Origin of the sequence: Mucilaginibacter kameinonensis, assembly GCF_003675385.1 — a bacterium.
GTDB classification, from domain to species: Bacteria; Bacteroidota; Bacteroidia; order Sphingobacteriales; family Sphingobacteriaceae; genus Mucilaginibacter; species Mucilaginibacter kameinonensis.
In genome coordinates this window covers 1,325,655-1,350,757 of the sequence record NZ_RCWZ01000001.1, presented here as the reverse complement: position 1 = coordinate 1,350,757, position 25,103 = coordinate 1,325,655, and the positions used below count along the sequence as shown (strand labels likewise).

Annotated in this window: 21 protein-coding genes; 5 read left to right on the top strand and 16 right to left on the bottom strand. The window is 43.8% G+C overall.

Features of this window, described 5'->3' with window-relative positions:
• Positions 1 to 62 precede the first annotated feature (62 nt).
• From EAH55_RS06145 to EAH55_RS06120, 5 genes are all read right to left on the bottom strand, one after another.
• The gene (locus EAH55_RS06145) at positions 63 to 485 is read right to left on the bottom strand and encodes an endonuclease domain-containing protein (protein ID WP_121808848.1); all 423 of its coding nucleotides are present in this window, start codon (positions 483 to 485) and stop codon (positions 63 to 65) included.
• 312 nt (positions 486 to 797) lie between these two features.
• Positions 798 to 2,879: a vWA domain-containing protein gene (locus EAH55_RS06140; RefSeq protein ID WP_121808847.1), complete on the bottom strand. Its 2,082-nt coding sequence runs from the start codon at positions 2,877 to 2,879 to the stop codon at positions 798 to 800.
• Between the two features lie 259 nt (positions 2,880 to 3,138).
• The gene (fabG, locus tag EAH55_RS06135; protein ID WP_121808846.1) at positions 3,139 to 3,882 is read right to left on the bottom strand and encodes a 3-oxoacyl-[acyl-carrier-protein] reductase; all 744 of its coding nucleotides are present in this window, start codon (positions 3,880 to 3,882) and stop codon (positions 3,139 to 3,141) included.
• Positions 3,883 to 4,081: 199 nt separating this feature from the next.
• Positions 4,082 to 4,609, bottom strand: a complete 528-nt coding sequence (locus tag EAH55_RS06130; RefSeq protein ID WP_121808845.1) for a hypothetical protein — start codon at positions 4,607 to 4,609, stop codon at positions 4,082 to 4,084.
• Positions 4,610 to 4,948: 339 nt separating this feature from the next.
• Positions 4,949 to 7,306 (bottom strand): TonB-dependent receptor, encoded by a 2,358-nt coding sequence (locus EAH55_RS06120; protein WP_162996759.1) that lies wholly within the window; start codon positions 7,304 to 7,306, stop codon positions 4,949 to 4,951.
• 539 nt (positions 7,307 to 7,845) lie between these two features.
• On the opposite strand from EAH55_RS06120, the gene sucD reads away from it, so the two are divergent.
• Positions 7,846 to 8,724, top strand: a complete 879-nt coding sequence (sucD, locus tag EAH55_RS06115; RefSeq protein ID WP_091218750.1) for a succinate--CoA ligase subunit alpha — start codon at positions 7,846 to 7,848, stop codon at positions 8,722 to 8,724.
• A gap of 233 nt (positions 8,725 to 8,957) precedes the next feature.
• Here the strand turns inward: sucD and EAH55_RS06110 are convergent, their stop codons facing one another.
• Positions 8,958 to 10,139, bottom strand: coding sequence for an asparagine synthetase B (locus tag EAH55_RS06110; protein WP_121809047.1), 1,182 nt, complete (start codon positions 10,137 to 10,139; stop codon positions 8,958 to 8,960).
• Between the two features lie 273 nt (positions 10,140 to 10,412).
• On the opposite strand from EAH55_RS06110, the gene EAH55_RS06105 reads away from it, so the two are divergent.
• From EAH55_RS06105 to EAH55_RS06095, 3 genes are all read left to right on the top strand, one after another.
• On the top strand, positions 10,413 to 10,916 hold the full coding sequence (locus EAH55_RS06105; RefSeq protein ID WP_121808842.1) for a hypothetical protein: 504 nt from the start codon (positions 10,413 to 10,415) through the stop codon (positions 10,914 to 10,916).
• Positions 10,917 to 11,317: 401 nt separating this feature from the next.
• On the top strand, positions 11,318 to 11,755 hold the full coding sequence (locus EAH55_RS06100) for a peptidylprolyl isomerase (protein WP_112575798.1): 438 nt from the start codon (positions 11,318 to 11,320) through the stop codon (positions 11,753 to 11,755).
• A gap of 80 nt (positions 11,756 to 11,835) precedes the next feature.
• The gene (locus tag EAH55_RS06095) at positions 11,836 to 12,342 is read left to right on the top strand and encodes a DUF5606 family protein (RefSeq protein ID WP_121808841.1); all 507 of its coding nucleotides are present in this window, start codon (positions 11,836 to 11,838) and stop codon (positions 12,340 to 12,342) included.
• Between the two features lie 33 nt (positions 12,343 to 12,375).
• Here the strand turns inward: EAH55_RS06095 and EAH55_RS06090 are convergent, their stop codons facing one another.
• The 7 genes from EAH55_RS06090 to rlmH all read right to left on the bottom strand — a co-directional run bounded on the left by EAH55_RS06090 (position 12,376) and on the right by rlmH (position 16,515).
• Entirely contained in the window at positions 12,376 to 13,095 is a 720-nt protein-coding gene (locus tag EAH55_RS06090) for a hypothetical protein (protein WP_121808840.1), read from the bottom strand.
• Positions 13,096 to 13,183: 88 nt separating this feature from the next.
• Positions 13,184 to 13,447: a hypothetical protein gene (locus tag EAH55_RS06085; protein WP_208644798.1), complete on the bottom strand. Its 264-nt coding sequence runs from the start codon at positions 13,445 to 13,447 to the stop codon at positions 13,184 to 13,186.
• A complete protein-coding gene (locus tag EAH55_RS06080; RefSeq protein ID WP_121808839.1) occupies positions 13,440 to 13,847 on the bottom strand; it encodes a Dabb family protein in 408 nt (135 codons plus the stop codon). Before EAH55_RS06080 ends, EAH55_RS06085 begins: the two co-directional genes overlap by 8 nt.
• 89 nt (positions 13,848 to 13,936) lie before the next feature.
• Positions 13,937 to 14,368: a DUF1801 domain-containing protein gene (locus EAH55_RS06075; protein WP_121808838.1), complete on the bottom strand. Its 432-nt coding sequence runs from the start codon at positions 14,366 to 14,368 to the stop codon at positions 13,937 to 13,939.
• A gap of 57 nt (positions 14,369 to 14,425) precedes the next feature.
• Positions 14,426 to 14,707, bottom strand: coding sequence for a hypothetical protein (locus EAH55_RS06070; protein ID WP_121808837.1), 282 nt, complete (start codon positions 14,705 to 14,707; stop codon positions 14,426 to 14,428).
• A gap of 224 nt (positions 14,708 to 14,931) precedes the next feature.
• On the bottom strand, positions 14,932 to 15,876 hold the full coding sequence (locus tag EAH55_RS06065; RefSeq protein WP_121808836.1) for a cation diffusion facilitator family transporter: 945 nt from the start codon (positions 15,874 to 15,876) through the stop codon (positions 14,932 to 14,934).
• A 165-nt stretch (positions 15,877 to 16,041) separates the two neighbouring features.
• The gene (rlmH, locus tag EAH55_RS06060) at positions 16,042 to 16,515 is read right to left on the bottom strand and encodes a 23S rRNA (pseudouridine(1915)-N(3))-methyltransferase RlmH (protein WP_110585913.1); all 474 of its coding nucleotides are present in this window, start codon (positions 16,513 to 16,515) and stop codon (positions 16,042 to 16,044) included.
• 63 nt (positions 16,516 to 16,578) lie between these two features.
• On the opposite strand from rlmH, the gene EAH55_RS06055 reads away from it, so the two are divergent.
• A complete protein-coding gene (locus tag EAH55_RS06055) occupies positions 16,579 to 18,387 on the top strand; it encodes a MutS-related protein (RefSeq protein WP_121808835.1) in 1,809 nt (602 codons plus the stop codon).
• A gap of 198 nt (positions 18,388 to 18,585) precedes the next feature.
• Here the strand turns inward: EAH55_RS06055 and EAH55_RS06050 are convergent, their stop codons facing one another.
• From EAH55_RS06050 to EAH55_RS06040, 3 genes are all read right to left on the bottom strand, one after another.
• Positions 18,586 to 21,132 (bottom strand): outer membrane beta-barrel family protein, encoded by a 2,547-nt coding sequence (locus EAH55_RS06050; RefSeq protein ID WP_121808834.1) that lies wholly within the window; start codon positions 21,130 to 21,132, stop codon positions 18,586 to 18,588.
• Positions 21,133 to 21,463: 331 nt separating this feature from the next.
• Positions 21,464 to 22,276 carry a DUF4249 family protein gene (locus tag EAH55_RS06045; RefSeq protein WP_121808833.1) on the bottom strand — a complete coding sequence of 271 codons (813 nt, stop codon included), beginning with the start codon at positions 22,274 to 22,276 and terminating at the stop codon, positions 21,464 to 21,466.
• Positions 22,267 to 25,071, bottom strand: coding sequence for a TonB-dependent receptor (locus EAH55_RS06040; RefSeq protein WP_121808832.1), 2,805 nt, complete (start codon positions 25,069 to 25,071; stop codon positions 22,267 to 22,269). Before EAH55_RS06040 ends, EAH55_RS06045 begins: the two co-directional genes overlap by 10 nt.
• Positions 25,072 to 25,103: the final 32 nt, after the last annotated feature.

Below are 25,103 nucleotides of genomic sequence, written 5' to 3'. Positions count from 1 at the left end.
CCTAAAAAGCTGGGGCATGCGCGATTCCCTCCCCTGGGAGGGTGTAGGGAGGGGTTTCTACATCAATCTAACAATGTCATATCAAACCCTTCGGGTAACTCAATTGAATCATCGTCCTTCAAAATAGTTATTATCATCCCTTCGATAGCTCTCAGTACATTAGACAAATCATCTTTCATATCCGCTTCAGTAAATCTCAAAAACCGTACACCGAAGCTTTCTAATTTCGCTTGCTTGGCATCGTCCTTGATCAATACTTCTTCATAATTATGATATCGGCCATCTACTTCAATTGCCAGCATTAGTTCCTTGCAATAAAAATCGACTATATAATTATCCATACATCGCTGCCGATCAAAGTCGAAGCCTAATAATTTATTCTCTTTTAATTCATTCCATAAAATCACCTCGCCAAAAGTCATTTCTTTACGAAGCTTTCTGGCGATAGCTTTTAATTTAGGATTGTATGGAATGATTTTGACCATTTTCTGTTTGTTATAACTATTTGAAAAGCTTTCAATTCCCTCCCTTGGGAGGGGTGCGGTGGAAATGTGTAGTGGCAGGGAGGGGTTTATACGCCATTTAAGCAGATAAGCCTGTCGGTGAAACCCCTCCCTACACCCTCCCAGGGGAGGGAATCGCACAAGGCCTGCACGCCTTAAGTTCCTCTATTGCCTATTATAGGCTATTACTCTCCCAAGCATGTGAATCGCACTTGGCCACGTTTTTGTCTATCGCTTTGCCTTCTCTTTTTCTTTCCTGCCTCTTGAATCTCAATGCCCTGACTCTATTACAGCCTAAACCTCTCCTTCCCGCTTCCTCAAAAACCATTCGGTTGATAACAGCAACAGGATTAATGCAAACAGCCACTTCATATCAATCAGGTCGCTGTAGTGCTTATCCTCATAAACTACCGTTTTAATGTTTTCGTTTTTGCGGATCAGATCGGCAAGCTGGTTGATTTGTGAGGGTTTGATCATTTGTCCGCCGCTTTGTTTGGCCAGGTTATTAAGCAGTGAATGATTAGCGGCGCTTTGGCGGGCTTCGAGGTTAAGTGTCTTTATCGTGAATTGCCCAGTGGCTTTAAAATCCTGTTTTCCGTTTTGGGTTGAGGCGCTGTAAGTGTACTCGCCTATAGGCAGCGCCCCAGCGTCCAGTTGATAGCTTTGACCGGTGCGGGTGAACAGAAAGCTGTAATTTTTCCCTGTCGCGCTTTTCAGTTCTATCTTTACATCAGGTGTGTTGATGAGTTCAAGCGCATCATTATACAATTCGGCGTTGAGGATCACGTTTTCACCCTCGTCAAATACATTACGTGCCGGGTAAACACGGAAACGCTGACGGTTGGCATTGGCTGTTAAGTATTGTACGGTTTGGCTCAGCAGTTCATCAGTGGCATTCCTGTTGCCATAGTTTTGAAATTCGGACAATTGCCAGCGCCAGATCCCTTCGCCGGTTAGCACAGCAATACGTCTTCCTCCTTCATCGCCAAAGGCAAGTAAAGGATATGTAGTGGCTACTGCGCCAATCTTTTGCTTCAATAATACCGAAGTTCCTGCCGCGGTTCCATAACTGCCAAATGGAGCTACCAATGGCGGGAAGGCAGCAATCTTTCTCCTCGCCGAATCTGACAGTGTAAAAGCTGTAAAATCATTGGCAGGCAAGGGAATCACCTCCTGGATTTCGGCCCTGCCCGCACTTATGTGTACGGTATTTTGTTCGCTGTTAACCGCCTGCAGGTTGCTTTGCGAGCCCACTATATACCAAACCGGCGTTTTACTTTTAGCTATAAAATTCTTTATCGGGGCATATTCACCGGCCGAAAGCTGGTATAGGATCACGAGGCTGTAATCGGCAGGTTTAATGGTAGCTGCATCGGCAAGGGAACTCGCCTTTACCTCAAAGTTTTTATTGGTTTCTATAGCCTGTTTAATCACCGTTAAATCCGGGTGCGGACCATCGTACAACAGCAAAACTTTTTGTCTGGCATCCAACACTTCCACATAAATGGTTTCGGTATTGTTTTGGGTCGAGAGTTCGTTTTTTATGGGCGCAATGCTGATATTAAACTTCCGGAGCCCCTTTTTTGCCGCATTCAGTTTTATCGGAACGATCTTTTTAAAATCGTTTCCGGTAACCGGGATGCTTTGCGTATAAACCTGTTTGCCATCTTCAGTAACCGTAAGGTTCATGCTTTCGCCCTTGCTTTGATAAGCTGTGGCGAGCACTTCTATCACAAAATCGTTCCCTAAAAAGGCAGTCTTGTTATAGTTTATGTTGCCGATGAGTAAGTCACGTTTGGCTGTGGTATCGCCGAGGGCTATGGTGTAGATGCTGGTTTTAATATTCCTGGCTTCGTATTGCGGATCGTTCCCCTGGTTATATAAACCATCCGTAGCCAATACCAATGCGCCGATATTTTGGTTTGTAAACCTGTCGTTAAGCTGATGCAGCGCTCCGGCGATATCGGTTTGTTTACCGTTAAAACTCTTTGAAATACCGGGATGCAGGTCTTTATCAAAATTAAACTCCTGCACATCATACTTATCGCCAAGCTCCTCTTTCAATTTAGCCAGATCATCAACAAAGACAGACGAGTTAAACTCGACAGGCTTAAACGTATTGACAGATGATGAATTGTCCTGGGCAACGAGTACTAAAGGTTTTTGCGGCTCATACTTAACCGTTTTTACTAAAGGCGAAATGAGCAGCACTGTTATGAAAAATACGGTAACCGCGCGGATAGCAGCCAGTATATAGCGTAAGTTTTTACCAAGTTCAACCGGTTTACGGTACATGAGCCAGGCGTACCCCAAACCAAGCAATAAGCCGGCAGGCAACCACCATCCCGAAACAGAACCCCATGTAAGTGAAAACATTTGTAGCTATAGTATCATTGTCAAAGGCGCGGGGCATCCGGCCCAATAAACATTAACTGCAAAATGCGAAATTATTGTGAAAAGAGGGGAATAAGTTTTTATTCGTCGGTTGAGATTGAGACGAACTTACCAGGATTTAAAAAACCATGTCATTGCGAGCGAAGCGTGGCAACCGCACGGAAGCAAAGCCGCCCTGTATAGCTACGAGATTGCTTCGTCGTTCCTCCTCGCAATGACATGTGGTAGAAATAAATATATCTTACAACATACCACCATCAACAGGGATAACCTGTCCGGTGATATAAGCGGCCATGTCTGAAGCAAGGAACACGCAGGTATTAGCTACGTCTTCAACTTCGCCGGCACGCTTAAGCGGAATACCAGCTGCCCAGCCTTCAACAACTTTGGGGTCCAGCACCTCGGTCATTTCGGTACGGATAAAGCCCGGGGCAACTACGTTAGTACGGATGTTACGTGAACCCAACTCTTTAGCTACCGATTTAGAGAAACCGATGATACCTGCTTTTGAAGCAGCATAGTTAGCCTGGCCGGCATTACCCTGCACACCAACAACCGAGCTCATGTTAATGAACACACCTTTACGGTTTTTCATCATGATTTTTGAGGCAGCTTTAGTAACGTTGAATATCGATTTCAGGTTTACGTCAAGCACTTCGTCCCAGTTTTCTTCGGTCATGCGCATTAACAAGCCATCTTTAGTGATACCGGCATTGTTAACCACAATATCAAGGGTTCCAAAATCAGCAACAATATCAGTGATCAATTTATCAGCTTCATCAAATTTGGAAGCGTCAGAGCGGTAACCTTTTATTTTAGTGCCGAAGCTTTGCAGCTCCTGCTCCAACGCCTGACCTTTTTCAACAGACGACAAGTAGGTGAAAGCTACGTTAGCGCCATGCTCGGCAAATTTTTCGGCAATCTTACGGCCTATTCCTTTTGACGCGCCGGTAACCAACGCGGTTTTTCCTTCTAATAATTTCATAATTAAAGTATATGATTTCAGGGCGGTGAAGTTAGCAGTTTTTTGTTTGTGTTCATAGTTGATAGTTGTTCATGGCTGTTCATGGTTGATGGTTCATAGATCATGGTTCTTAAATATGTGCTTTCGCTATGATCCATGAACTATCAACTATAAGCAGCTATGATCTATGAACCATGAACCATCAACCATGAACTAAAAACTATTTCAAATACTCTGCCGGGATAGGGTTATCCTTACGTTCGCCGTCATAAAACCAGGCCAGGATCCAGAAACGCGTGCCATCGTTAAACAGTTCAATACTGTTGATACCACGTTCAGTTACAGGCCCCTCGGCGGTATTTCGCGACTCATAGGTGCTCCATACATGGTAAATGCTGCCGAATTTTTCCACCCGGCGGGCAATCTCCCGTTCATCAAAACCATTTTTTGACAGAGACGGATCGGCCAGTTTGTGGTATTCCTTCAACGTCATATAACTAAACTGCTGTTTGCCCTGCTTATCAATATAACCTGCGCCAACATGGGCATTGGCAATATGCAGCAGACTGTCGCGCTCGTAACTTACCTTTTCACCTTTCTTAATAGTGACCACCCCATAGTAGGCTTTCATGATACCATCAAGTGTACTCACATTATCACCGTATTTGGTAATCACCTGCGAATGCGCAGGAAAAGTGATAGCAATGCTAACAACAGCGATGAGCAACGGCAGGATATTCTTTTTCATGAGGATCAAAGTTTATTAACGATCAGATTTTGACTGAATTAACAAAAAAAACCCGGGATGGCATAGGGTAAAATAACCAAATATTACACGATAGCTGGAAGAAGCGTTTTAAAAATCCCCTCTTGAGAGGGGGCGCGACAGAACGAGTGGTAGCAGGGGTGTGTTTCTACGGTAAGCTTATCAAAGCAGAAACACACCCCTCCCCCTCTCAAGAGGGGAATCGCACATCCCGATCTTTTAAAAAGCAAGCGTCCACGCTTACCCCTAAACCGGGAGCGTGGACGCTCAAAATAACAATCATTCAAACGTGGACGTTTGAACGTGCAGACGCAATAAAAATTAAAATGTAGTATTCAACGATACACCATAGGTACGTGGGTTACCTAAGTGAGTAGCGCCAAAATCATAGGCATAGTCAATGTATTTTTTATTGTCGATGTTACTCTCCCAGAAAAACAGACCGAACCTTTTGGTGCTTACACCTACCCTCGCATTAAACTTGCTGTAGCCTTTTTGTTCTATCTGGTTGGCAAGGTCAAAATACTGGTCGCCAAGGTAGCGCCATTCGCCACGGGCAATCAGTTTGGTTTTCAGCGGGCCACCCAGGTCATAACCATACTGCAATGCCAGCATACTGGTAATGTTAGGGGTATAAATTTGCTTATTGCCTTTCAGGTTCACTTCTTCGCCGTTGTTGCCTACTACCAGTGTAGTATAACGGGCGTGGGTGTAACCGAAGTTGTAATCAAATTCAAGTCCTTTAATTGGAGTGGCGTTAATTTCGGCCTCGATACCTTTGCTTCTTAATTTACCCGCGTTTTTGGTGATGGTAATAGCATCGGGCAATATCAGTGTTGGCACCTGTGCATCGGTAATACGGGTATAAAACGCGGTAACGTTTACACGCAGACGGTTATCTAAAAAGTCGTTTTTTGAACCCACTTCAAAATTATTGCTGTATTCAGGTTTGAAAGAATAAAGCGGTGGTGATGAAGGATCAGAACCTAACTCCGTAATGCCACCGGCGCGGAAGCCACGGCTGTAAGTAGCAAACAGATTATTATGAGCCGATACATGGTAAGCCAAACTCACCTTTGGCGTAAAGGCTTTATAATGCGCAGTTGACGATGTATCTGAACGGGTAACAACCGACTCGCCGCCATTTGGCAGGAATTCGCCCATTACGCTTTCTTTTTTGTGTTCATAATCATAACGCAAACCAGCAGTAATATCAAACTGCTCACTTACGGCATAAGTAGCCTGACCGTAAACAGCTAAACCATAATTACGGTCGGTATTGGTGTTGATGCTGGTAAAATCCGTCATTGGCGAACCAACAGCTCCGGCATCATCACCAAAGTAGGTGCCCTGCCTGTTTGGCGCGTAGTGATAAAAGCCATAAGTACCGGCAGCCCATTTCAATTTTGAAGTCGAAGAAGCCGGAGAAGTAAAGCGAAACTCCTGGATGGTAGTTTTTACCTTATTCCATTTACCACCGTAGTTATTTACGATAGATACCGCGTCGATAGGAGAAAAGTCGCCATCAATAGGTGTGGTATAGTAACGGTTGTTTACCTGGTAAGACGTTTGCGAAGTAAAGTTAAAATCATTGCCGCTGTAGTTAGCCGTTAATGATGATTGGAAAGTATTATCAACCATTTTGGTTGTGGCGTTCTGGTTAACTTCAAACGGGTGGCTCAAAGCCTCGTCGGGCGAACCGGCCAAAGTGAACGCGCCATTATTGCGGTTGTTATAGTTTTTAACATTCAGCGTGAAAGCAAGCTTTGAGGTAGCCAAAAACTTCAGGTAATAGTTGCCCAAAAAGTAATGCTGCTTATCAAAATGTGTATTATTAAACGTGTTGGTATAAAAACCGTTAAAACCAGAATAAATTCCGGCCACGCCTAAATACAATTTATCTTTCACCAGCGGTGCCTTGATACCTAAAGTATAACGTTGCTGATTGTAATTACCAACATCAACGCCTGCAAAACCACTGAATGTATTTGATGGCTGTTTTGTGATCACATTGATTACACCACCTGTAGCGTTACGCCCGTACAAAGTTCCCTGCGGTCCACGCAAAACCTCTATCCTATCTACATCCAATAACTGAGGGATATAGGTGTCCAGCCCATACTGGTTTACACCATCAACATAAGTTGCCACAGCCGGGTCGTATGATGTGGTAACAATACCACGGATACCCGTTACTGTACGGCCATCGCCGGGAGCCCCTGAGTTTAAGTTAGGCACAATAGCGGTAAGGTCTTTCAAATCCCAAAGTCTGTAATCCTGTATTTGTTTAGCCGATAGCGTTGAAATACTGAACGGTACACGCTGAGCCTGTTCTTCTGTTTTTTGTGCCGATACCGTAACCTCATCCAACTGGTTGCTGGCATCATTCAACTGAATTGTTATCGGGCGACTGGTGCCGATCATATTTACAGGTACATTTTTAGCCGCGTAACCAATAGCGCTGATATGCAGGGTATATTTCCCGGTAGTAATATTTTTTAAAATAAACTTCCCGTTCCTGTCGGCGCTGGTTTGGTAGTTGGTATTGAGCAGGTACACCGACGCACCCGCAATGGGTTGGTTTTTGTTATCGGTAACGGTGCCTGAATAATCGCCTGTGGTTTGGCTCCGGGCCGAAAAGGCAATAATAAGTAGTAATAAAGTAAATAATTTACGCATAAAATAGGTATAGTTAAATGTGTACAGATCACACATTGTAATCGATTGTCAATAATAGCAAATGACAAACAATTAACACCTATCCCGCGTAAATATTACGTGATTTATATAAAAAAATATATTCTATCATTTAAGGTTGCTCCTATACACTCCAAGACAAGGTAAAAGAAATGTTTCGTCAACATAAGCTTCGGGTGAAAGTGGGCAGAACAATGGTGGCCTGTGCCTAAAAAAGGGAGTAGCAAGCTTTTGCAGAAGCGTTGGAAACATGCGAGAGGTGTCTTTTGAGCAACATCATTAAATGTGGGCGTTGCCGTCAGCTGACGGGAACGCCCATATTTATGATGTTGGCAATTTAGAGTAGGCCGTTTGCAGTTTTTATCTACAGATACATTGAATTTTAAAACATCCAAGGGCCGACGAATCATAGTTCCAGTCCCCCCAAAGTCACTTTTGTGTTAACATATAAATTTAGATTACAATAAGGTTTGACATTCGGGCAAAAACTTTAGCTTTGCCGTACTAAAACGAAAAAACCAATGAGTGTACTCGTAAATAAAGATTCAAAAGTTATTGTACAAGGTTTCACCGGTAAAGAGGGTTCATACCATGCCGAGCAAATGATTGCTTACGGAACTCAGTTAGTTGGTGGTGTTACACCAGGTAAAGGTGGCCAAAGCCATTTAGACAGGCCGGTATTTAACACAGTTAAAGATGCTGTAGTTGCAACCGGTGCTGATGTATCCATCATTTTTGTACCTCCTGCTTTTGGCGCTGATGCCATTATGGAAGCTGCCGAAGCCGGCATTAAGGTTATTGTTTGTATTACCGAAGGTATCCCTACAAAGGATATGATTGCGGTTAAAGAATATTTATCAGATAAGGATGCTCGCCTGATTGGCCCTAACTGCCCGGGTATCATCACTGCTGATGAAAGCAAAATTGGTATCATGCCAGGCTTTATCTTCAAAAAAGGTAACGTTGGTGTGGTTTCAAAATCAGGTACTTTAACTTACGAAGCGGTTGACCAGGTGGTTAAAGCCGGTTTGGGTATCACTACAGCTATCGGTATCGGTGGCGACCCTATCATTGGTACACCAACCAAAGAAGCTGTTGAATTATTAATGAACGACCCTGATACTCATGGTATCATCATGATTGGCGAAATTGGCGGTAACATGGAAGCTGATGCTGCCCGCTGGATCAAAGCAAACGGTACTAAACCGGTTGTTGGTTTCATCGCGGGTCAAACAGCGCCTCCGGGCCGCCGTATGGGCCACGCAGGTGCTATCGTAGGTGGTGCTGATGATACTGCTGCTGCTAAAATGAAGATCATGGCCGAGTGCGGTATCCGCGTAGTTGAGTCGCCAGCTGAAATTGGTGCTGCCATGGCTGAAGAATTGGCTAAGTTAGCTTAAGACTTAAAGCCGAAAGCGAAAAGCTTTTTAATATTTGAAAATCCCGGTCATTGTCTGGCCGGGATTTTTTGTTTGAGGCCGTTATAGTATACAAACGAGCGCGAGTGTAAAAAGCTATGTCATTGCGAGGAGGAACGACGAAGCAATCGCATGCTATACAGAGCGGCTATGCTTCCGTGCGATTGCCACGCTTTCGCTCGCAATGACATATTTTTAGGAATGAGCTTAAAAAATCACGTTTTCTGTTTTTTCTTCTTTGCAGCCGGGAAAAGCACATTGTTTAAGATCAGCCTGTAGCCCGGCGAATTGGGATGGAGCTTCAAATCTGTCGGTGGGTCGTTTACGGCGTGCTGGTAATCTTCAGGGTCGTGACCGCCGTAAAATGTCCATTGGCCTTTGCCGTATTCGCCGTGGATGTAGCGGGCTTCGTTGGCAGTTTTCATTTCGCCCATGATGGTAACGCCGGGCTTAAGCATGCTTTTGTTGTAGGCCGTGGTTAAGCCCATAAAGCCTTTAATTACTTTGTCGTGATCTTGTGTAAGCATGCTGGGCACCACATCCCACTTGGCCGAAAAATCAAACAATGTAAAGAAATCACGTGTACGGTCGACCTGGCGGGTGGTGGTAACATCAATATTGCTGAATGAATGCGAAATGGGGTTCATATCCAGCGTGAAATTCTGAAAAGCGAAAGTCTGACTAAAATCGAGTTTAGATTGTGCGTCCTGATCGGCGGCATCACCGTCAAACATACGTTCGCAGATATCGGTATTTGCGGCAGACAGGGCGATATCAAAAGTATCGGTACCTGAGCACATGGCAAACAGGAAACCGCCGCCTGCGCAAAAGTCGCGGATATTTTGCGCTACAGCCAGTTTCATTTTTGATACTTTGCTGAAGCCCAGTTTATGGGCCATGGCCTCCTGGATCTTGATATCGTCGGTGTACCATTGCGCGTAACGGAAGGCCCCGTAAAACTTACTGTACTGGCCGGTAAAATCTTCATGGTGCAGGTGCAGCCAGTCGTACTTGGGCAGTTCGCCGTGGATCACTTCTTCGTCGTAAACCAGGTCGTACGGAATTTCGGCGTATTTCAAAACCAGGGTAACGGCATCATCCCAGGGCAGTTTGTTTTTAGGCGAATAGACCGCCATTCGCGGTGCTTTCTCCAGTTTAACCAGGTCCATATTTACCGATGGATCGCTTACCTCGGTTATAATTTCATTGGCTTTGGCATCGGCAATAACTTCATAGCTTACCCCGCGGATCTTACACTCTTCCTCAACCTTCGGCCCGTATTTCATCATGAAGCTTCCGCCACGGTAATTGAGCAGCCAATCAACTTCCTCGCCGTTTTTGAGTACCCAAAAGGCTATTCCGTATGATTTGAGGTGGTCTTTTTGCTCATCATCCATCGGGATCAATATAGATGCGGCTTTTGCAGTAAAAGGTAAAAGGTAAAAGGCGAAAGGTAAAAGGAATTTCAGCTTTACAAGTAAAAGACGTAATGTAAGAGCTAAAAAGTTATTGCCTGATGATTTATTCACAATCCTTGTTGATTTATTATTGCCGGGTTATCAAATGTAACGAATAAACGGCTAATGTATTTTAACCATTTTTAACACATCAGGACTTCGGGCATCGGCTATGTTGTTTTAGTTTTATAGCGGCATTAACCCTGGCCTTAAATGAGTTTATCTGTTATTATCAGAAATTTTTTCCTTGCAGTTGTCGTGTCGATCTCCTGCTTATCTGTACATGCCCAAAGCGGCAATCCTGGAATGCGCCTTAACCGCGATGTGTTAATTAAAAAGCTTACACAGGCAGATAGCAGTCTTGTTTTTAAACGCGATACGGATATTAGTTTGCTACCTAATTATGTTGCTATTGATGCCAACGGGAGCCAGGCACAATTAATTGGCAAGCCCGATGAGCTGATGATAGCTAAGTGGACTTACGTTTTTACTGCTGATGAAAAAGTAAACCTCGTCGAGCTGCAGAAACTGGCCTGGTTTGCCAATACATTTGGCGATCAGGAAGGGCTCGACTGGTTTTTTGCCCAATTGGCCGAATTAGGGAAGGATTATAAAAAGCCCATTTCGCAGATCAGGATGTTTGATTCAAAACGGAAGGGAGAGATCACGTATTCGCCCAAAGAAAAGATCTTTTCCATGACGTTTACGCCCTGGTAAGTTACGAGGCATCACCCATGCATGCGCCGTAGGCGCTACCTATTCGCCCAAAGAGAAAACCTTTTGCATGATGTTTACGCCCTGATAAGTTATGGAGTATCACCTGTAATGCGCCGTAGGCGCTACCTGTTTGTAGGACATTATATTTAAGAATCATTTGCGCCGTTAGGTGCTACCCAATATGCGCGTTATAAAGGGGGGGAGCACCTAACGGTGCACAAACTACTAATAATTTATTTGCTACAAACAGGTATCCCCTACGGGGAATTAGCTACTGGCCACAGGTACATGCAATAGCCTTAATTTCATTAACCTTTCGCCTTTAACCTTTCAGTTTTAACCTTTTTCTTTAATCCTCAATTTTATTACCTTTGCCAACTGTTTTCTAAAAAAACAAAAAAATGAGCAAAGCAATAATCAAAACCGAAAAAGGCGACATGACCGTAGAATTTTACGATCAGGATGCCCCTAATACCGTTGCTAACTTTAAAAAATTAGCAAAATCAAACTTTTATGATAACGTGATCTTCCACCGTGTTATCCCTAATTTTGTGATTCAGGGTGGCGACCCAACCGGTACCGGTGCAGGTGGTCCTGGCTACAAAATTGATTGCGAGCTTACCGGCAACAACCAATACCATGACCGTGGTGTGCTTTCAATGGCTCATGCCGGCCGCAACACAGGCGGTTCGCAGTTTTTCATTTGCCACAGCCGTGATAACACTGCTCACCTTGACCGTAACCACACCGTTTTTGGTAAAGTAATTGAAAACGTTGAGGTAGTTGACGCTATTCGCCAGGGAGATAAGATTTTAACCATCGAAGTTATAGAGGACTAAGTGAATAGTTGACAGGGCGGATGATTTAGCTGTTATTAAGGTAAATCATCCGCTTCGTCAATCCGACTAACAAAAAATATATGAATTTACAGGGAATTGTATCAGTATCAGGAAAACCAGGTTTATGGAAAGCTTTGGCGCAAAACAAAACCGGTTATGTGCTGGAAAGTTTAGACGCGCAAAAAACAAAGCTGATAGCCAACCTTTCTACAGCTAAATTAGCTGCTTTAAGCGAGATCACTATTTTTGGCGTTGAAGATGATATCAGGTTAACTGATGTACTTGAGCGCATGAAATCAGCATCAAACGTACCTGATGTTAAAGCCGATGGCAAAGCATTGCGTACCTTCTTTTACGAAGTAGCACCAGATCATGATGAAGAGAAAGTTTACTCATCTGATATTAAAAAGGTAATAGCCTGGTTCCAGATATTAAAACCGCTTCCAATTTTTGAAGAGGCCGATCCAATCCAGGCGCCAGCCCCGGTTGCAGAAGAGCCGGTTGCCGAAACAGTAACTACTGAACCGGAAGCCGAACCAGCTGCTCCAAAAGCAAAAGCTAAAAAAGCCACAAAAAAAGCCGAATAATCGGCTTTTTTTATTTACAAAGATTTTCTTCTTTTACTCTGTATCGGTATAAGCATCTCCTCCAATAAATATCATAGTATTGGTGGGGTGCGCGGGTGAACCTGTAGCCCCAAAGGCGAATGATTTTTTGATCACCTTGCTACCGTAATTGAGTTCGATTGTATTACCGTAAACTTTATAGGTACCGCCTTTAAATCCTGTTTTTTTCCAGGCAGTAGCACCCGGCGTCATAACGCCGCCATTTGATCCTTCGGCAAAATGGGTATCGTCAATAAAGCTTATCTTTTTTATCACGAGTGCGTTGGTACCATTGCCATAATCGCCGCCGCTTACTTTTTCATAGCCCTTTTTTAGTTTAACGGCGCCTGTGTAGGCATATGCCGGGAACCAGTTGCCTGCACCTAATTTGTAATCGTGGCTTTTACCCTCGTTGTTGATGAGAAGGAATGTTGCACCGTTTTTTTTCCAGGTTCCCCAAGCCTTTGGGCGACTGCTTTTGGATGCTGCTACATCCAGCGTTTCAAGAGGTTCATCGCCTATATCAAAATATTCGCCGTTTTTAAATAATACAACAGGTTCAAAGCCTATGGCGGCAGGATAACCGCTTACCGCCCTGAAGTACCATCCTTCAACGACAGGGGCAGCGGTGGTTGATTTGTGATTGGCGCCTCCGTTTTTTGGATTAACGGCGGCGCTTAAATGTAATGTGAAGCTTGAAATAGCGATGCAAATTGCCAGGTGTTTAACTTTCATGTCATTTAATGTTTTGGTTAACTGTATTAGTTAACTCCAACATTAATGATTGGTTTGCAGTAACTTGATTAAGCTTTTGTTAGAAACGTTACCCGTGATAATTTGGATTCGGAATGAACTTGCCTTCAATAATGCCTTCTGAATTCACTTTCCATGCTCCTTTTATAGCCTGAGGTGGTACTTCAATTTCGTTTTCAAAAGCCGCATCTATCTCGTAAACCCAACCGTTAGGATGATGCAAGGCTTCTTGTACAGCTTTAGCGTGCGGCGTTTCCTCGTAAGATGCGGATTGCAAATTATCTTTTTTGTCTGTGATAGATTTACCACCGAAGAATTTGTTAAGGTTAAACATCCATCGCATCATAAACAATTACCTTTTCCCAAAGGTGACTGCAGTTTTTGATAAACTCCAGGTGGATAGGGTGGGTTTGATAAGTCGCCTGCCCGGCCAGGTCGCTGAAAAACATCAGTTCGGATACCGCCCATGAATTATCAACCACATCGCGTTTTTCGGTACTGGCCACAATGCCAACACGTAGCTTGCGTACGGTTTCAATTTTAGCAAGGGTTTTTACACCTGCCACCAGTTTATCACGGTCTTCAACCGATCCTGGGTTTTTAAGCCAGAAAAATACGTGGTGAACTATTGGCCACTCTTCTCTTTGCTCTTTCAGTGATATTGCCGACGCGGTAACTGTTCCGACTGCCAGTGCCGCTGTTGTGGTTATAAATTTTCTTCTGGTTGATTTCATAAGAGGTTAAATAATCGCCTTTAAGGTAGCAAGAATTATTAAATAAACGTTTGTAAGTTGTTTTTGGATAGTGTCTTATATTCTGAAATTTAGCTTCCGCTCGTTACCCCAACACCGTAAAGTATCGCAGCTTCAAGTACACTAAGGTTAATATCTTTCAGCGCTTTAAACTTAATACAATATCCGGTTACGCTGGCGTTGCCTATTTCTTTTCCATAGGTTTGGGCTAAGTAGGTCTTGTCCTTAATGCCGAGGACATAAACGGAGATACCGGTTGTGTTTGCGCTGATGCCAGTTTGGTAAAACTCTTTGGTTGTACCGTCGGCATATTTTATGTTGTATGATCCGTACCCGATATTGGGGTTACTAACAACTTTATTTTCGCTGTCCCTGCCGTCTAAAAACCATAATTTGCAGCCTGGCAGTAGCTCTAATATGCGCATGTGTAAAGTTTGCATGTCAGTATGTTTTGGTTCGGGCTGACCGGCGATATACGCTTTGATTTGTTCTTGAACGTTCATGCTAAATTTCGTTTAGTTCATCGTTTGCATTTTAAACCGGGGTATTACTTATCTTAATCAAAACACGTCCAAAACATAAAGCAGCCCAATAATAGGTATTACATTTAAAAATATCATAAGACCGATATTTTGATCTTCCTTTTCTCTTTTTGCATAACGTGGAAGATATATAAGGAAAGCGATATAGTAGAAGAACGGAAGAAGAAAAATTGTAAAGAGCAGTTTCCCGGCCGGGCCTATAAGCTGGCCCCATCCCAATATAACCGGCCAGGCTACCATTCCTGCTATTTCAAGAATGGTGATAAAAGAAAGTACTTTTAAAGTTTTGGCTTTGCTCATCTTCAGGCGATAGTTTTACCATAAAAATAAGAAAATCAGGGATTTTAAGAAAAAAGTTTCCATGTCATTTAGAACGAACGGTAGGGCAACGCGGTAGGAGTGAGGAGAAATCTTATGCGGCTTGATAATTGGCAGAGCGTATAAGATTTCTCTTTCGCTCCATCGCACAATCCGCCGCTGCGCTCTATCGAAATGACATTACTTTTAATTCGAAGCGAAAAATATTACAAGCACTCCGGCTGCTTGCACTCCTCTTCGGAAAATTCGGGCTCAAAGGTGCTGTGGCTGATATCCAGATGTTCCAACCGGTGACGAAGATCGTGCTTGATATTATCAAAATCGGCCATCGACTCGGGTTTAATCACGAGGTGGGCTGTAAGCGCGTTTTCGGTAGTGCTGAGTGCCCAAACGTGCATGTGGTGTACATCAACTACGCCTTTAGCTTTTTTAAGCTCAGTTTTGATCTTATCCAGATCCATTTCGGCAGGCACACCGTCCATCTCTAAACGCAGACTGGCGATAAGCAGGCTCCAGGTTCCGCGTAATATCACAATACCTATTATAAGGCTCACTACGCTATCAATCCAGTACAGTTTGGTAAAGTATATGATAAGGCCCGATATCACCACTCCTAAAGACACAATGGCATCAACAGCCATGTGCAAATAAGCACCTTTAATGTTGAGATCGGTATCTTTATCTTTTACAAACAACCATGCTGTAAAGGCATTAATGGCAATGCCAATGAAGGCAACCCAGGCCATTGTTCCGCCTGATACCACTTCGGGGTTCATGAAACGGATAATGGCTTCATAAATAATAAAGCCAACGGCAACAAATAATATCACAGCGTTGAAGAAGGATACAATAATGGTTGAGCGCTTATAACCGTACGTGTATTTACTGTTAGCGCTTACTTTGGTAAGTTTAAAAGCAAGCAGGGCCAGCGCAAGCGAAGCTACATCGCTCAGGTTATGGCCGGCATCGGTTAACAGGGATAGCGAATGGGTAATAAAGCCTGTAATAGCCTCAACCACCACAAACACCGAGTTGAGCACAATACCCCAAATAAAAGCCGAATTTAAATGATCGAGCTTAGGGGCGTGATCATGGTGATGGTGCCCATGCCCGTGCGAATGTGAGTGTGAATGATCGTGACCTGCTGACATTTAGCAAAGGTAGATAAAATGTGCAGATGTGCAGATTTTAGATGTGCAGATTCATTTGTTGTTCATGTTCTGAACCTTGATTAACTTGATTTTAGGATTTCATGAATTTGGTTATGAGTATAAATTATCAGGGTAATCCTTAAATCCCTAAAATCATGGTTCTGATCACTCATGATGATAAGGCTCACCCTTCATAATAGTATATGCCCTGTACAATTGCTCCACAAAAAACAGGCGTACCATCTGGTGCGAAAACGTCATGCGCGAAAGGGAGATCTTGTCGTTAGCCCGCTGATAAACGGAATTATCGAACCCATAGGGGCCGCCTATAATGAATATCAAATTGGCCGATGTGGTAACTTCCTTTTTGTTGATATAAGCTGCAAACTGGGTTGAGGTAAACTCTGAACCTTTTTCATCCATCAGGATCACAAAATCAAGCGGAGTGATTTTTTTGAGGATCAGCTCGGCTTCTTTGGCTTTTTGCTGTTCGGGACTGAGGGCTTTGGTATTCTTAAGCTCGGGGATTTCGGCAAGCTCCAGTTTGGTATAATGTTTTAGCCGTTTTACATATTTATCTATGCCTTCTTTAAGGTAGGCATCCTCAGTTTTGCCAACGGTAAGGAACGTGATCTTCATATCTGCAACAAATAAACGTTTATTTAAAATATATGTGTTTATTTTGGTTGAATTTATCTGCAAATGGAACAAACAATTATCACAGATTATACCCAAAGGGCAAACCTCGCCGCGGCCGAAGCCGCTAACTATAAAAGTCTTGCCAATAGCTACTCACTGATGCGGTTGGGTATATTCGCTATGGTGGCTTTAACAATTGCCGTCGCTATCCACTATGACAATTTCAGCATCATAGCCGTAGCCTTTGTGTTACTGGTTTTTGCTTTTGCCTGGCTGGTATCGCGCCAAAGCGCTTTTGAAAAGCAAAAACAGTATTATGATAACCTGCAGCAGGTAAATGAAAATGAGATTGGCAGTATCCAGTCACACAGCAATATTTACAACGATGGTGCCCGTTACGCCAACGATAAACATTTTTACACTTCCGATCTGGACATCTATGGTAACGCGTCGTTATTTCAGCTAATCAATCGCACAGCAACTACACCGGGGAATAATAAATTGGCAGGCTGGCTTAATGCCCCGGCAAACAAGCAAACCGTACTGCAACGGCAGGAAGCTGTTAAAGAAATAGCTGCTAAAAATAGCTGGAAACTCGACCTGCAAACACGTCTTGTTTTCGCCATAAAGCAGGATATTAATCAGCTTAAAAACCTGTTTAAATATTTGCATATTCCCCTGGACATGCCCGGGGAAAAGTGGCTTGCCGCTTATACCAAAATAGCGCCTTACCTTTTTACTGGTTTGCTGATAGTAGCTTATTTCTATTCGCCGGCGAAGCTTGTGGCAACGGTAGTTGGTCTGTTTAATATGGGCGTGGTATTTTCAAAAGCAGCCTATATTCGCAAGGCCGATTTGATTGCCGGTAAAATAGGCGACACATTATCCAACTATGCCGATGTATTTAAGTGTATTGAAGATCAGCAATGGCAGGCAGGTTATAGCGACACTTTGGCCAAACAACTAAAAACTGATAAAACATCGGCCAGAATAAAAGAACTGGGCCAACTAATCAATAAGCTTAATTATCACCTCAATCTTATAGTTGGCTTTGTTCTCAACCTGTTTTTTTTGTGGGATATCCGTCAGATCATTGCTATTGAAAACTGGAAACGTCAAAACCAGGACAGTCTTGAAGCCGCTTTTGATGTTATTGCCGAATTTGAATCGCTGCTGAGCCTTGCCGGCTTGGCTGTTAACTACCCGGAGTGGAGTTTTCCTGTAATTGACGACCGGACTGGTTATACCCTCACGGCCCAGGCCATAGCCCACCCGCTTATTGATGCTGCTAAGCGTATTGAAAATGACTACGAGCTGGATAATACTTTTAAGGTGGATATCATCACTGGATCAAACATGGCCGGTAAAAGCACTTTCTTACGTACGGTAGGTATCAATACCGTGCTGGCCTTAAGCGGAGCGCCGGTATGCGCTAAAAGTATGCAGGTATCGGTGATCACCATGATCAGTTACATGCGGATCAAAGATTCGCTTAATGAAAGTACCTCAACCTTTAAAGCCGAACTCGACCGCCTGCAGATGCTGTTAGGTGCTGTTGAAAGCGAGCCTAAAGTATTTTTCCTGATTGATGAAATGCTGCGGGGCACCAACTCGGTTGATAAGTACCTTGGTTCGAAAGCAGTTATAGAGCAATTGATCCGTAAAAACGCGGTAGGTATGGTTGCCACTCACGACTTGCAGATAGCCCACCTCGAAACTAAATACCCCGACTATGTTCGTAACTTTTATTTCGATATCCAGGTAGTGAACGGCGAAATGCTGTTTGATTACAAGATCAAACACGGCGAATGCAAAACTTTTAACGCCTCGTTATTGCTTAAGCAAATAGGGATTGAGGTGGATGCGGAGTAGTCAGAAGCGGAATTTTGTCTGAACTCGAATCAAGCGAATTTTAGGGATTTATCGAATTTTAAAATTCTGTCAATTCAGTGAATTCAACAAATTCGAGTTCAGACAAAGCTCCCATTCAGAAAAAAAGCCGGAAGCATTCACGCTTCCGGCTTTTCTATTTTCTTGTCTCCTGACTCTAAAAGTCTTGACTCTTGAAGCTTACCTGCCGCCTGGGCCACCTTGACCACCGGCCTGATCGCCTTGTTTTTGGTCGTCGTTGTTAACGCCTTTTTTCTGCTGATTAGGATTGCTGAAACTTAACTTACCAAAGCTGTAGCTAAACGTGATACCGAATGAACGGAATGGGAATGCTGTTGAGCTGGTTTGTGTAAAGCCAGGGCTGTTGATGTTTTGATCAAAGTGTTTATCCCTTGCAAATGGCTGTACGGTGTTGAAGCCGATAGCCAGTTTTTTATCCAAAAACTGTTTTTTTACACCGAACGCATAGATCCCGAACGATGGGTTAGTACCCTGAATGGTCCTGCGTGATGAATTGGTGAAACCAAACAACTCGGCAAGGAAGTTATGCGGGAACTGGTATGATGCACTGCCGAAAGCAGAGTATTGCAAATAGGTACCTGTTGCCGATGAATTTGAAATAAACACGCCTTGCGGACTTGGGCTATAAGTAAACGCGTTAATGCTTGCACGGATAGTTAACGGTTTAACAGGGTTTATTGAACCAAAGAAGCTTGCGCCAATTGAATTATTGATACCAATGTTTGAATACGTGGTACGTGTTGCAATAACCGGTTTACCGTTAATGGTATCGGTAATTGGTTGTGCTATACCTTCAATAAGACCGCTGGTATGTTTGTAATAAACCGAGAAGTTAAGTACCGATGATTTGATGAATGTATTGTAGTTCAATTCAACAGTTTGTGAAATCTCAGGTTGCAGGTTAGGGTTACCTACAGTTTGGTTTTGTACGTTGCTCCGGTTAATGAAGGGGTTCAAAAACTGTAAGCTTGGACGCTGGATACGTTTGCTGTATGATAACTTAATGGTGTTTGAACCAAACTGTTTTTGCAATGTTAAGCTTGGGATATAAGTTGTATAGCTTGCAGTAAATGGCTGCAGCGTTTGGAAACCAGAGCTGCCTTCTTCCTGGAAAGGATTTTGCGGGTCGCCTTTGATCCTGGTGTTTTCAATACGGCCACCAACTAAAATAGAATAGCTTTTAGGCAAAGTAAATGTTAATACAGAATAGCCCGCGTATACATTCTGATTATAATCGTACAGGTTTGAGTTTAATGCGTCCCTAACCGGGTTATTGCCATCGGCATCGGTATTAAATATATCGTAGTTACTATTGATACGGCGTTGGATAGTTTTAGCACCGGCTTCAATTTTTAACACTTTATTTACCGGCAAAGTATAATCTGCCTGACCGGTGTACTCATTGTTTTTACCATTGTTATCACCAACCTGGCTTGGGTTTACCGCTGTAAATAAGCTGGTATAATCTGTTGTGATATCACTATGGCTCCACTGACCTGAAACTACCAACTCGTGGCCTTCTTTCTTGAATTTGTGGGTATAATCGATATTCCAGTCAAAGCCGCCAAAATGGTTGTGTGAGGTAGTTCTGCCGATATAATCTAACGAGCTGCCATTCAGTGTACGATTGTAATCACCACCGCCATTGGTGTTAAAACCACCATCGTTTAACCTGAAGGTACTGTTGATGCTGTTAAAAGCGTTAAACTCATAACCCGCAGTAACCGAACCTATAGCGCCATGCCTTTTAATTTTGCTTGATGTATTGTTGTGGTTATGCAGCTCAACAGCCGGATCGCTGCCGCTTGCAGGTGTGCTGATCACCTGGTCGAAAGTGGTCAACGAGGTTTGCGGCCACGTTAAGTTACCACCGGCGTTGATACCTAAGCTGAAACGGTTTTTGTTGTAGTTAACATTAACGTTGCCGTTATTTTGACGGGTACCTACACCACCGCTTACCGAACCGCTAAAGCCGGATACATTTTTTTGTTTGGTGATGATATTGATGATACCGCCCGAACCTTCAGCATCGTATTTTGCAGACGGAGAAGTTACAACCTCGATGCTTTTGATCTGATCGGCAGGAATAGTTTTCAACACATCAGATAAGCTTGCCGATGTAGCGCCGGAAGGCTTACCGTTTATTAATACTTTAATGTTCTGGTCGCCGCGGATAGATACGTTACCGTTAATGTCAACGTTTACCAACGGCACTTTCTGTAACACGTCGGTAGCGTTACCGCCCGCTGCTGTAAGGTCTTTTTCGGCGTTGTAAACTATTTTGTCAATTTTATTTTCAATCAGGGCTGCCTGACCAACTACCGCAACTTCTTTCAGCGCGTGAGCTCCCGGCGAAATAAAGATCTGGCCCAGTTTATTATCTGGTTTTGAGGCGGTAGTAGTAACCGGCTCGATAAATTTAGTTGGATAACCAATAAATGAAACTGCCAGTTTGTAGGTGCCTGCCTTTACATTATCCAGTTTAAAGTTTCCTTTTTCATCAGTTAAAACACCGGTTATCGGCGATTTCCCGCCCACACGGTATAAGCCCACCGTGGCATAATCCAATGGTTTTTTGGTAAGTGAGTCAATCACCGTACCAGATATCCTGCCCGTTACCGAAGGGCCTCCACCTCCAACTCCAAACTGAGCCTGGGCCGATAACGCAAAGCAGAATAATGCAATAAGTATGTAAAAACGTTTCATTTAGTGTTATTTTGGTAATTGGAGGCGAAAATACCTTAAATGTTACACGCTGAATTTTTATTTTTTTACAAATAGTGCATTTGTAATGTATAAGTTACACTAACATGATATAAACCGTAGATTTTACAATATGCGTTTAAACTGGTGTTTACAATAGGCTGACAAAGGGGGGGGGGGAAATGGAGGGAGAATTAACGATGTCATTGAGGATATAAGAAGGAAATACCAAAAAACGTCATTGCGAGGCACGAAGCAATCGCGAACTCTACAGGGCGGACCTGCTGCTCGGGGATTGCTTCGTTCCTCGCAATGACGGGGGGATAACATAGAGTTATTCCGTAGTTACCCTCAAATTTAAGGTATCGGCCTGCATGGCTGTAAAAATGCCCAGGCCGTTGACAACATTTGTTGGGGTGTTTACCAGGTTTTGCGAGCTGCCACGGGTGTTACTGGTTAGCACATTAATGTATTCGTCATTTACCCTAAGCAATATCACTTTATAATGGCCGTAGTATTTGAAAGTGGTTTGCGTGATATTATAAATCGAAGCGCGTTCGGTGTTGATCTCAAAGCTTGGGGTTCTGTTGCTCCGTACCGCTATGATTTCGAAGGGATTGCTATCGATGTTCTTGAAAAGCAGTATATGTTGTAACGAATCGGGGTTTGTCCAGGTAACCGTTGCCCGCACTTTATCATTATAAGCCTGGTCAAGTGCGTTAGGTTCGTGGAATACGCTGTCGGTTAGTTTAAAACCGGCGGGCTTGCCCGGCATAATTGTCGATGCGCTTACATTAATGTTATTGTAGGTAAACTGCATGGTGTACGTTTTGTTAGCGGCTATAAAAGTAGTATCGCTGTAAGTGTAAGTACCATTGGCGCCCTCGGTAAGTTTAACTGTTTGCGCGCCATTGCTTACGTTTATGGTTAAGCCGGTAATGGCCGATCCGTAAGTAGCCGTGTCGGTAAGGTCTTTTTGCTGATACACTTTTAATGATAAGGGCTGACCGGCAACCAGGTAGGCTTCAACAACCGGTTTGTTCACCGCGTTCACGTCAGATGAATTTTTTTTGCAGGCCGATGCCATCATGAGGCTGGCGGCTACTATTGCAAGATATGTATATCGAATGTATGTTTTTATTTCCATCTTAAGCTTAATGTAACGTTAGGGGTAAAGCCGAGGTAGTTAACATCGGTGGTGATAACCTGGTTGTTTTGCATCTGGTATTCGCGGTACCAGGTATTTACGTGGTTGTAAACGTTGAAGAGCGACAGACCAATCGAACCGATTTTATGGCCGTCTATCTTCAACAGATCATACGATACCGACATATCTAACCGGTGATAGGCCGGTAAGCGTTCGGCATTTTTATCGCTGATGTTGAGATAGGTGATGCTGTTGCCATCAACTGTTTTAATGCTATAGCTGGATAGGGGAGCGGTGTACGGGTGACCGGTACTGAACAGGAATGTTGCCGCGAAGTTCCAGCGCTCGTAGTGGTACATGTTGATAGATTTAAACTCGTGGCGAACATCCTGATCGGCATCATAGTAATAATTGCCAAAAGCCGAAAATTTGTTCTGGGCCTGAGCAAGGGTATAGCTGATCCAGCCGGTATAGCGCCCCATCTTTTTCTGCACCAAAAACTCAACGCCTTTTGCGCGGCCAGTTCCTTCATAAAAGTTTTCGGTAACAGTTTGCGTTTGATTTTGGTTGGCCTCCATCCTGAAACCACCACCTGCAGGTTGCGTTTGCCTTACGGTGTATTGGGTAAGGCCGCTGAGGGTTTTGTAATATCCTTCAACACTGAATAAAAGCTCATCAGTTTCGTAACTGGTGCCCAATATAAAATGCCTTGACATGCCAACCGGAATATTGCTATTGTTGGATAATACCCAGAAATTGCGGTTACCGGCCAAAATGTCCTCGCGGATCACCTGGTTTTCAAACTGGTAAAACTGCCCGGTTGCGCCTTTGATGGTAAGGCGGTCGTTAATACTATAACTTGCCGACAACCGTGGTTCAAAATAAGGCTTTGATGTAGGGCCGAAATAAGAAGTGCGTAAACCCGGCTGAATATGGAATTTACTGTTTGGGTCGATAGCCAACTCGGTGTAGAAACCGGCCAACACGGCGTTATTATGCTGGTTAATGAGTTTACTGGTATCGTTTTGAGTATACTCATAGTCTATCTTTTTGTAGGATACAAAACCACCGAAAAGCAATTTATATTTGTTGCTGGCTGTCCATTCCCACTCAGATTTATAGCCTACATCTTTCAGGTTGTTGGTTTCAAGGGTACCGTTGCTTAGGGTGTGCGAGATGCCGTTGGTGTCGATCTGAGCAAAGCCCGAAGTGCTGCGGTTCCTGTCGTTAAAGTAAGACGAATAGGTGATGTAGTTGTTAGAATATAGTTTTTTATTCCACTGCCTGAACCATTTGATGCTACTGCCCAGGTTGCCGTACTTGGTATAATCGGTAATGTTAATGCCACTGCCGCCCGATGACAGGAACGACGGAAGGCCTAACTGCCTGCTGTTATCCGTTTTATCGGTACCGGTGTATAAACTCCATGATACCTTATCTTTTTGACTGATGCTGTAGGTGTACTTGGCGTCAAAATCATAAAAGTAAGAGCTTGGGGTGATCTGGTTGGCGAAACCTCCACCGCCAAAACCGCCCCGGCCACCACCACCACCCGGACCGCCGCCCTGGGTAGTTGATGTTTGGTTAAACTGGTTAAAGATCTTGTTATAAAATGGCCCCTGGTAGGAGCGCCTAACTGCTAACAGCAAGGTTGATTTATCTGACAGCGGAGTTTCGAGGTAGCCGCTGGCGCTGAGCAAACTCAAATCGGTACCTATGTTGGTTTCGTTCTTGTTGCCTTCCTTGCCGTTAAGTTCGGTAACGCTTGAAAGCCTGCCGCCATATTTGGCCGTAAAACCGCCTTTGTATAATTGCACATCTTTGATGGCGCTGGCGTTAAAGGCGCTGAAGAAACCATAAAGGTGATCTACCTGATAAATGGTAAAGCCATCCAGCACGACTAAATTCTGATCGGGGGTACCGCCACGCACATAAGCGCCCGATGATGACTCGTTGGTACCTGCTACACCGGGCATCAACTGGAATGCTCGTAACACGTCCTTATCGCCCATGGTTGGCAGCTTATCCAGGTTGGCCGGCGAAAGCTGCAACACACCAACCTGCCTGCTATCGGTATTCATAACGCCGCTTTTTTTGCCGGTAATAGTAACCTCGTTTAAGCTGTTAAGCGATGAGTAGAGGCCACAGATCAGTGGCGAATTCAGCTTTTCGCTGCTCAGCCTGAAATAATCTGTCTGGTAGCCAGTGTAGGATACCTCTACTACCGATGTATCCGAAGGTACCCTGAACATGGTGAAATAGCCATCGGCATTGGTCATCACGTTGAGATCGGTTCCCCGGATCTTGACCGTGGCCGAAGGCAGTGACTCGCCCGTTTGCTGATCGATCACCCTGCCGTTAATACTCACCAGGAAATGTTTGGGTTTAACTTTCGGGGCCTCAATTTCTTTAGCTTTTACCGCGTTGGAAGCCTGTAGGGAAAGCTTATTGAGTTTCTGCAATCTGGCCAGATCGTCTGTGTTTTGGAGTATGTAGATGGTGCCGCTTGATTCTATCCAATAATGCAAGTTATTTTCATCGCAAACCTTGGCTATTACTTCTTTCAGCGGTTCTTCAAAAAAGTGCTCTACTACGTCCATTTCATGCAAAGGCTCCCGCTCAAATACGATACGTACCTTATAATCCATAGCCAGTGTATCAAATAACTGATCAAGCGGGCATGAAAAAAAATGATTGACTACAATTTTTTTTAGTTTTTGCTGCGTTTGCTGACCATGAGCCACCATACCGCAAAACACGAACGAGGTTATTAACAATAGGGAAAATTTCTTCATGTAGGGGTATATTTTCTTTCGATGCCGAAAAT

What these genes read in the sequence shown, in the direction of transcription:
- EAH55_RS06145 (WP_121808848.1), bottom strand. Translation starts at nt 485, where the DNA reads ATGGTCAAAATCATTCCATACAATCCTAAATTAAAAGCTATCGCCAGA.
- EAH55_RS06140 (WP_121808847.1), bottom strand. Translation starts at nt 2,879, where the DNA reads ATGTTTTCACTTACATGGGGTTCTGTTTCGGGATGGTGGTTGCCTGCC.
- fabG (WP_121808846.1), bottom strand. Translation starts at nt 3,882, where the DNA reads ATGAAATTATTAGAAGGAAAAACCGCGTTGGTTACCGGCGCGTCAAAA.
- EAH55_RS06130 (WP_121808845.1), bottom strand. Translation starts at nt 4,609, where the DNA reads ATGAAAAAGAATATCCTGCCGTTGCTCATCGCTGTTGTTAGCATTGCT.
- EAH55_RS06120 (WP_162996759.1), bottom strand. Translation starts at nt 7,306, where the DNA reads ATGCGTAAATTATTTACTTTATTACTACTTATTATTGCCTTTTCGGCC.
- sucD (WP_091218750.1), top strand. Translation starts at nt 7,846, where the DNA reads ATGAGTGTACTCGTAAATAAAGATTCAAAAGTTATTGTACAAGGTTTC.
- EAH55_RS06110 (WP_121809047.1), bottom strand. Translation starts at nt 10,139, where the DNA reads ATGGATGATGAGCAAAAAGACCACCTCAAATCATACGGAATAGCCTTT.
- EAH55_RS06105 (WP_121808842.1), top strand. Translation starts at nt 10,413, where the DNA reads ATGAGTTTATCTGTTATTATCAGAAATTTTTTCCTTGCAGTTGTCGTG.
- EAH55_RS06100 (WP_112575798.1), top strand. Translation starts at nt 11,318, where the DNA reads ATGAGCAAAGCAATAATCAAAACCGAAAAAGGCGACATGACCGTAGAA.
- EAH55_RS06095 (WP_121808841.1), top strand. Translation starts at nt 11,836, where the DNA reads ATGAATTTACAGGGAATTGTATCAGTATCAGGAAAACCAGGTTTATGG.
- EAH55_RS06090 (WP_121808840.1), bottom strand. Translation starts at nt 13,095, where the DNA reads ATGAAAGTTAAACACCTGGCAATTTGCATCGCTATTTCAAGCTTCACA.
- EAH55_RS06085 (WP_208644798.1), bottom strand. Translation starts at nt 13,447, where the DNA reads ATGTTTAACCTTAACAAATTCTTCGGTGGTAAATCTATCACAGACAAA.
- EAH55_RS06080 (WP_121808839.1), bottom strand. Translation starts at nt 13,847, where the DNA reads ATGAAATCAACCAGAAGAAAATTTATAACCACAACAGCGGCACTGGCA.
- EAH55_RS06075 (WP_121808838.1), bottom strand. Translation starts at nt 14,368, where the DNA reads ATGAACGTTCAAGAACAAATCAAAGCGTATATCGCCGGTCAGCCCGAA.
- EAH55_RS06070 (WP_121808837.1), bottom strand. Translation starts at nt 14,707, where the DNA reads ATGAGCAAAGCCAAAACTTTAAAAGTACTTTCTTTTATCACCATTCTT.
- EAH55_RS06065 (WP_121808836.1), bottom strand. Translation starts at nt 15,876, where the DNA reads ATGTCAGCAGGTCACGATCATTCACACTCACATTCGCACGGGCATGGG.
- rlmH (WP_110585913.1), bottom strand. Translation starts at nt 16,515, where the DNA reads ATGAAGATCACGTTCCTTACCGTTGGCAAAACTGAGGATGCCTACCTT.
- EAH55_RS06055 (WP_121808835.1), top strand. Translation starts at nt 16,579, where the DNA reads ATGGAACAAACAATTATCACAGATTATACCCAAAGGGCAAACCTCGCC.
- EAH55_RS06050 (WP_121808834.1), bottom strand. Translation starts at nt 21,132, where the DNA reads ATGAAACGTTTTTACATACTTATTGCATTATTCTGCTTTGCGTTATCG.
- EAH55_RS06045 (WP_121808833.1), bottom strand. Translation starts at nt 22,276, where the DNA reads ATGGAAATAAAAACATACATTCGATATACATATCTTGCAATAGTAGCC.
- EAH55_RS06040 (WP_121808832.1), bottom strand. Translation starts at nt 25,071, where the DNA reads ATGAAGAAATTTTCCCTATTGTTAATAACCTCGTTCGTGTTTTGCGGT.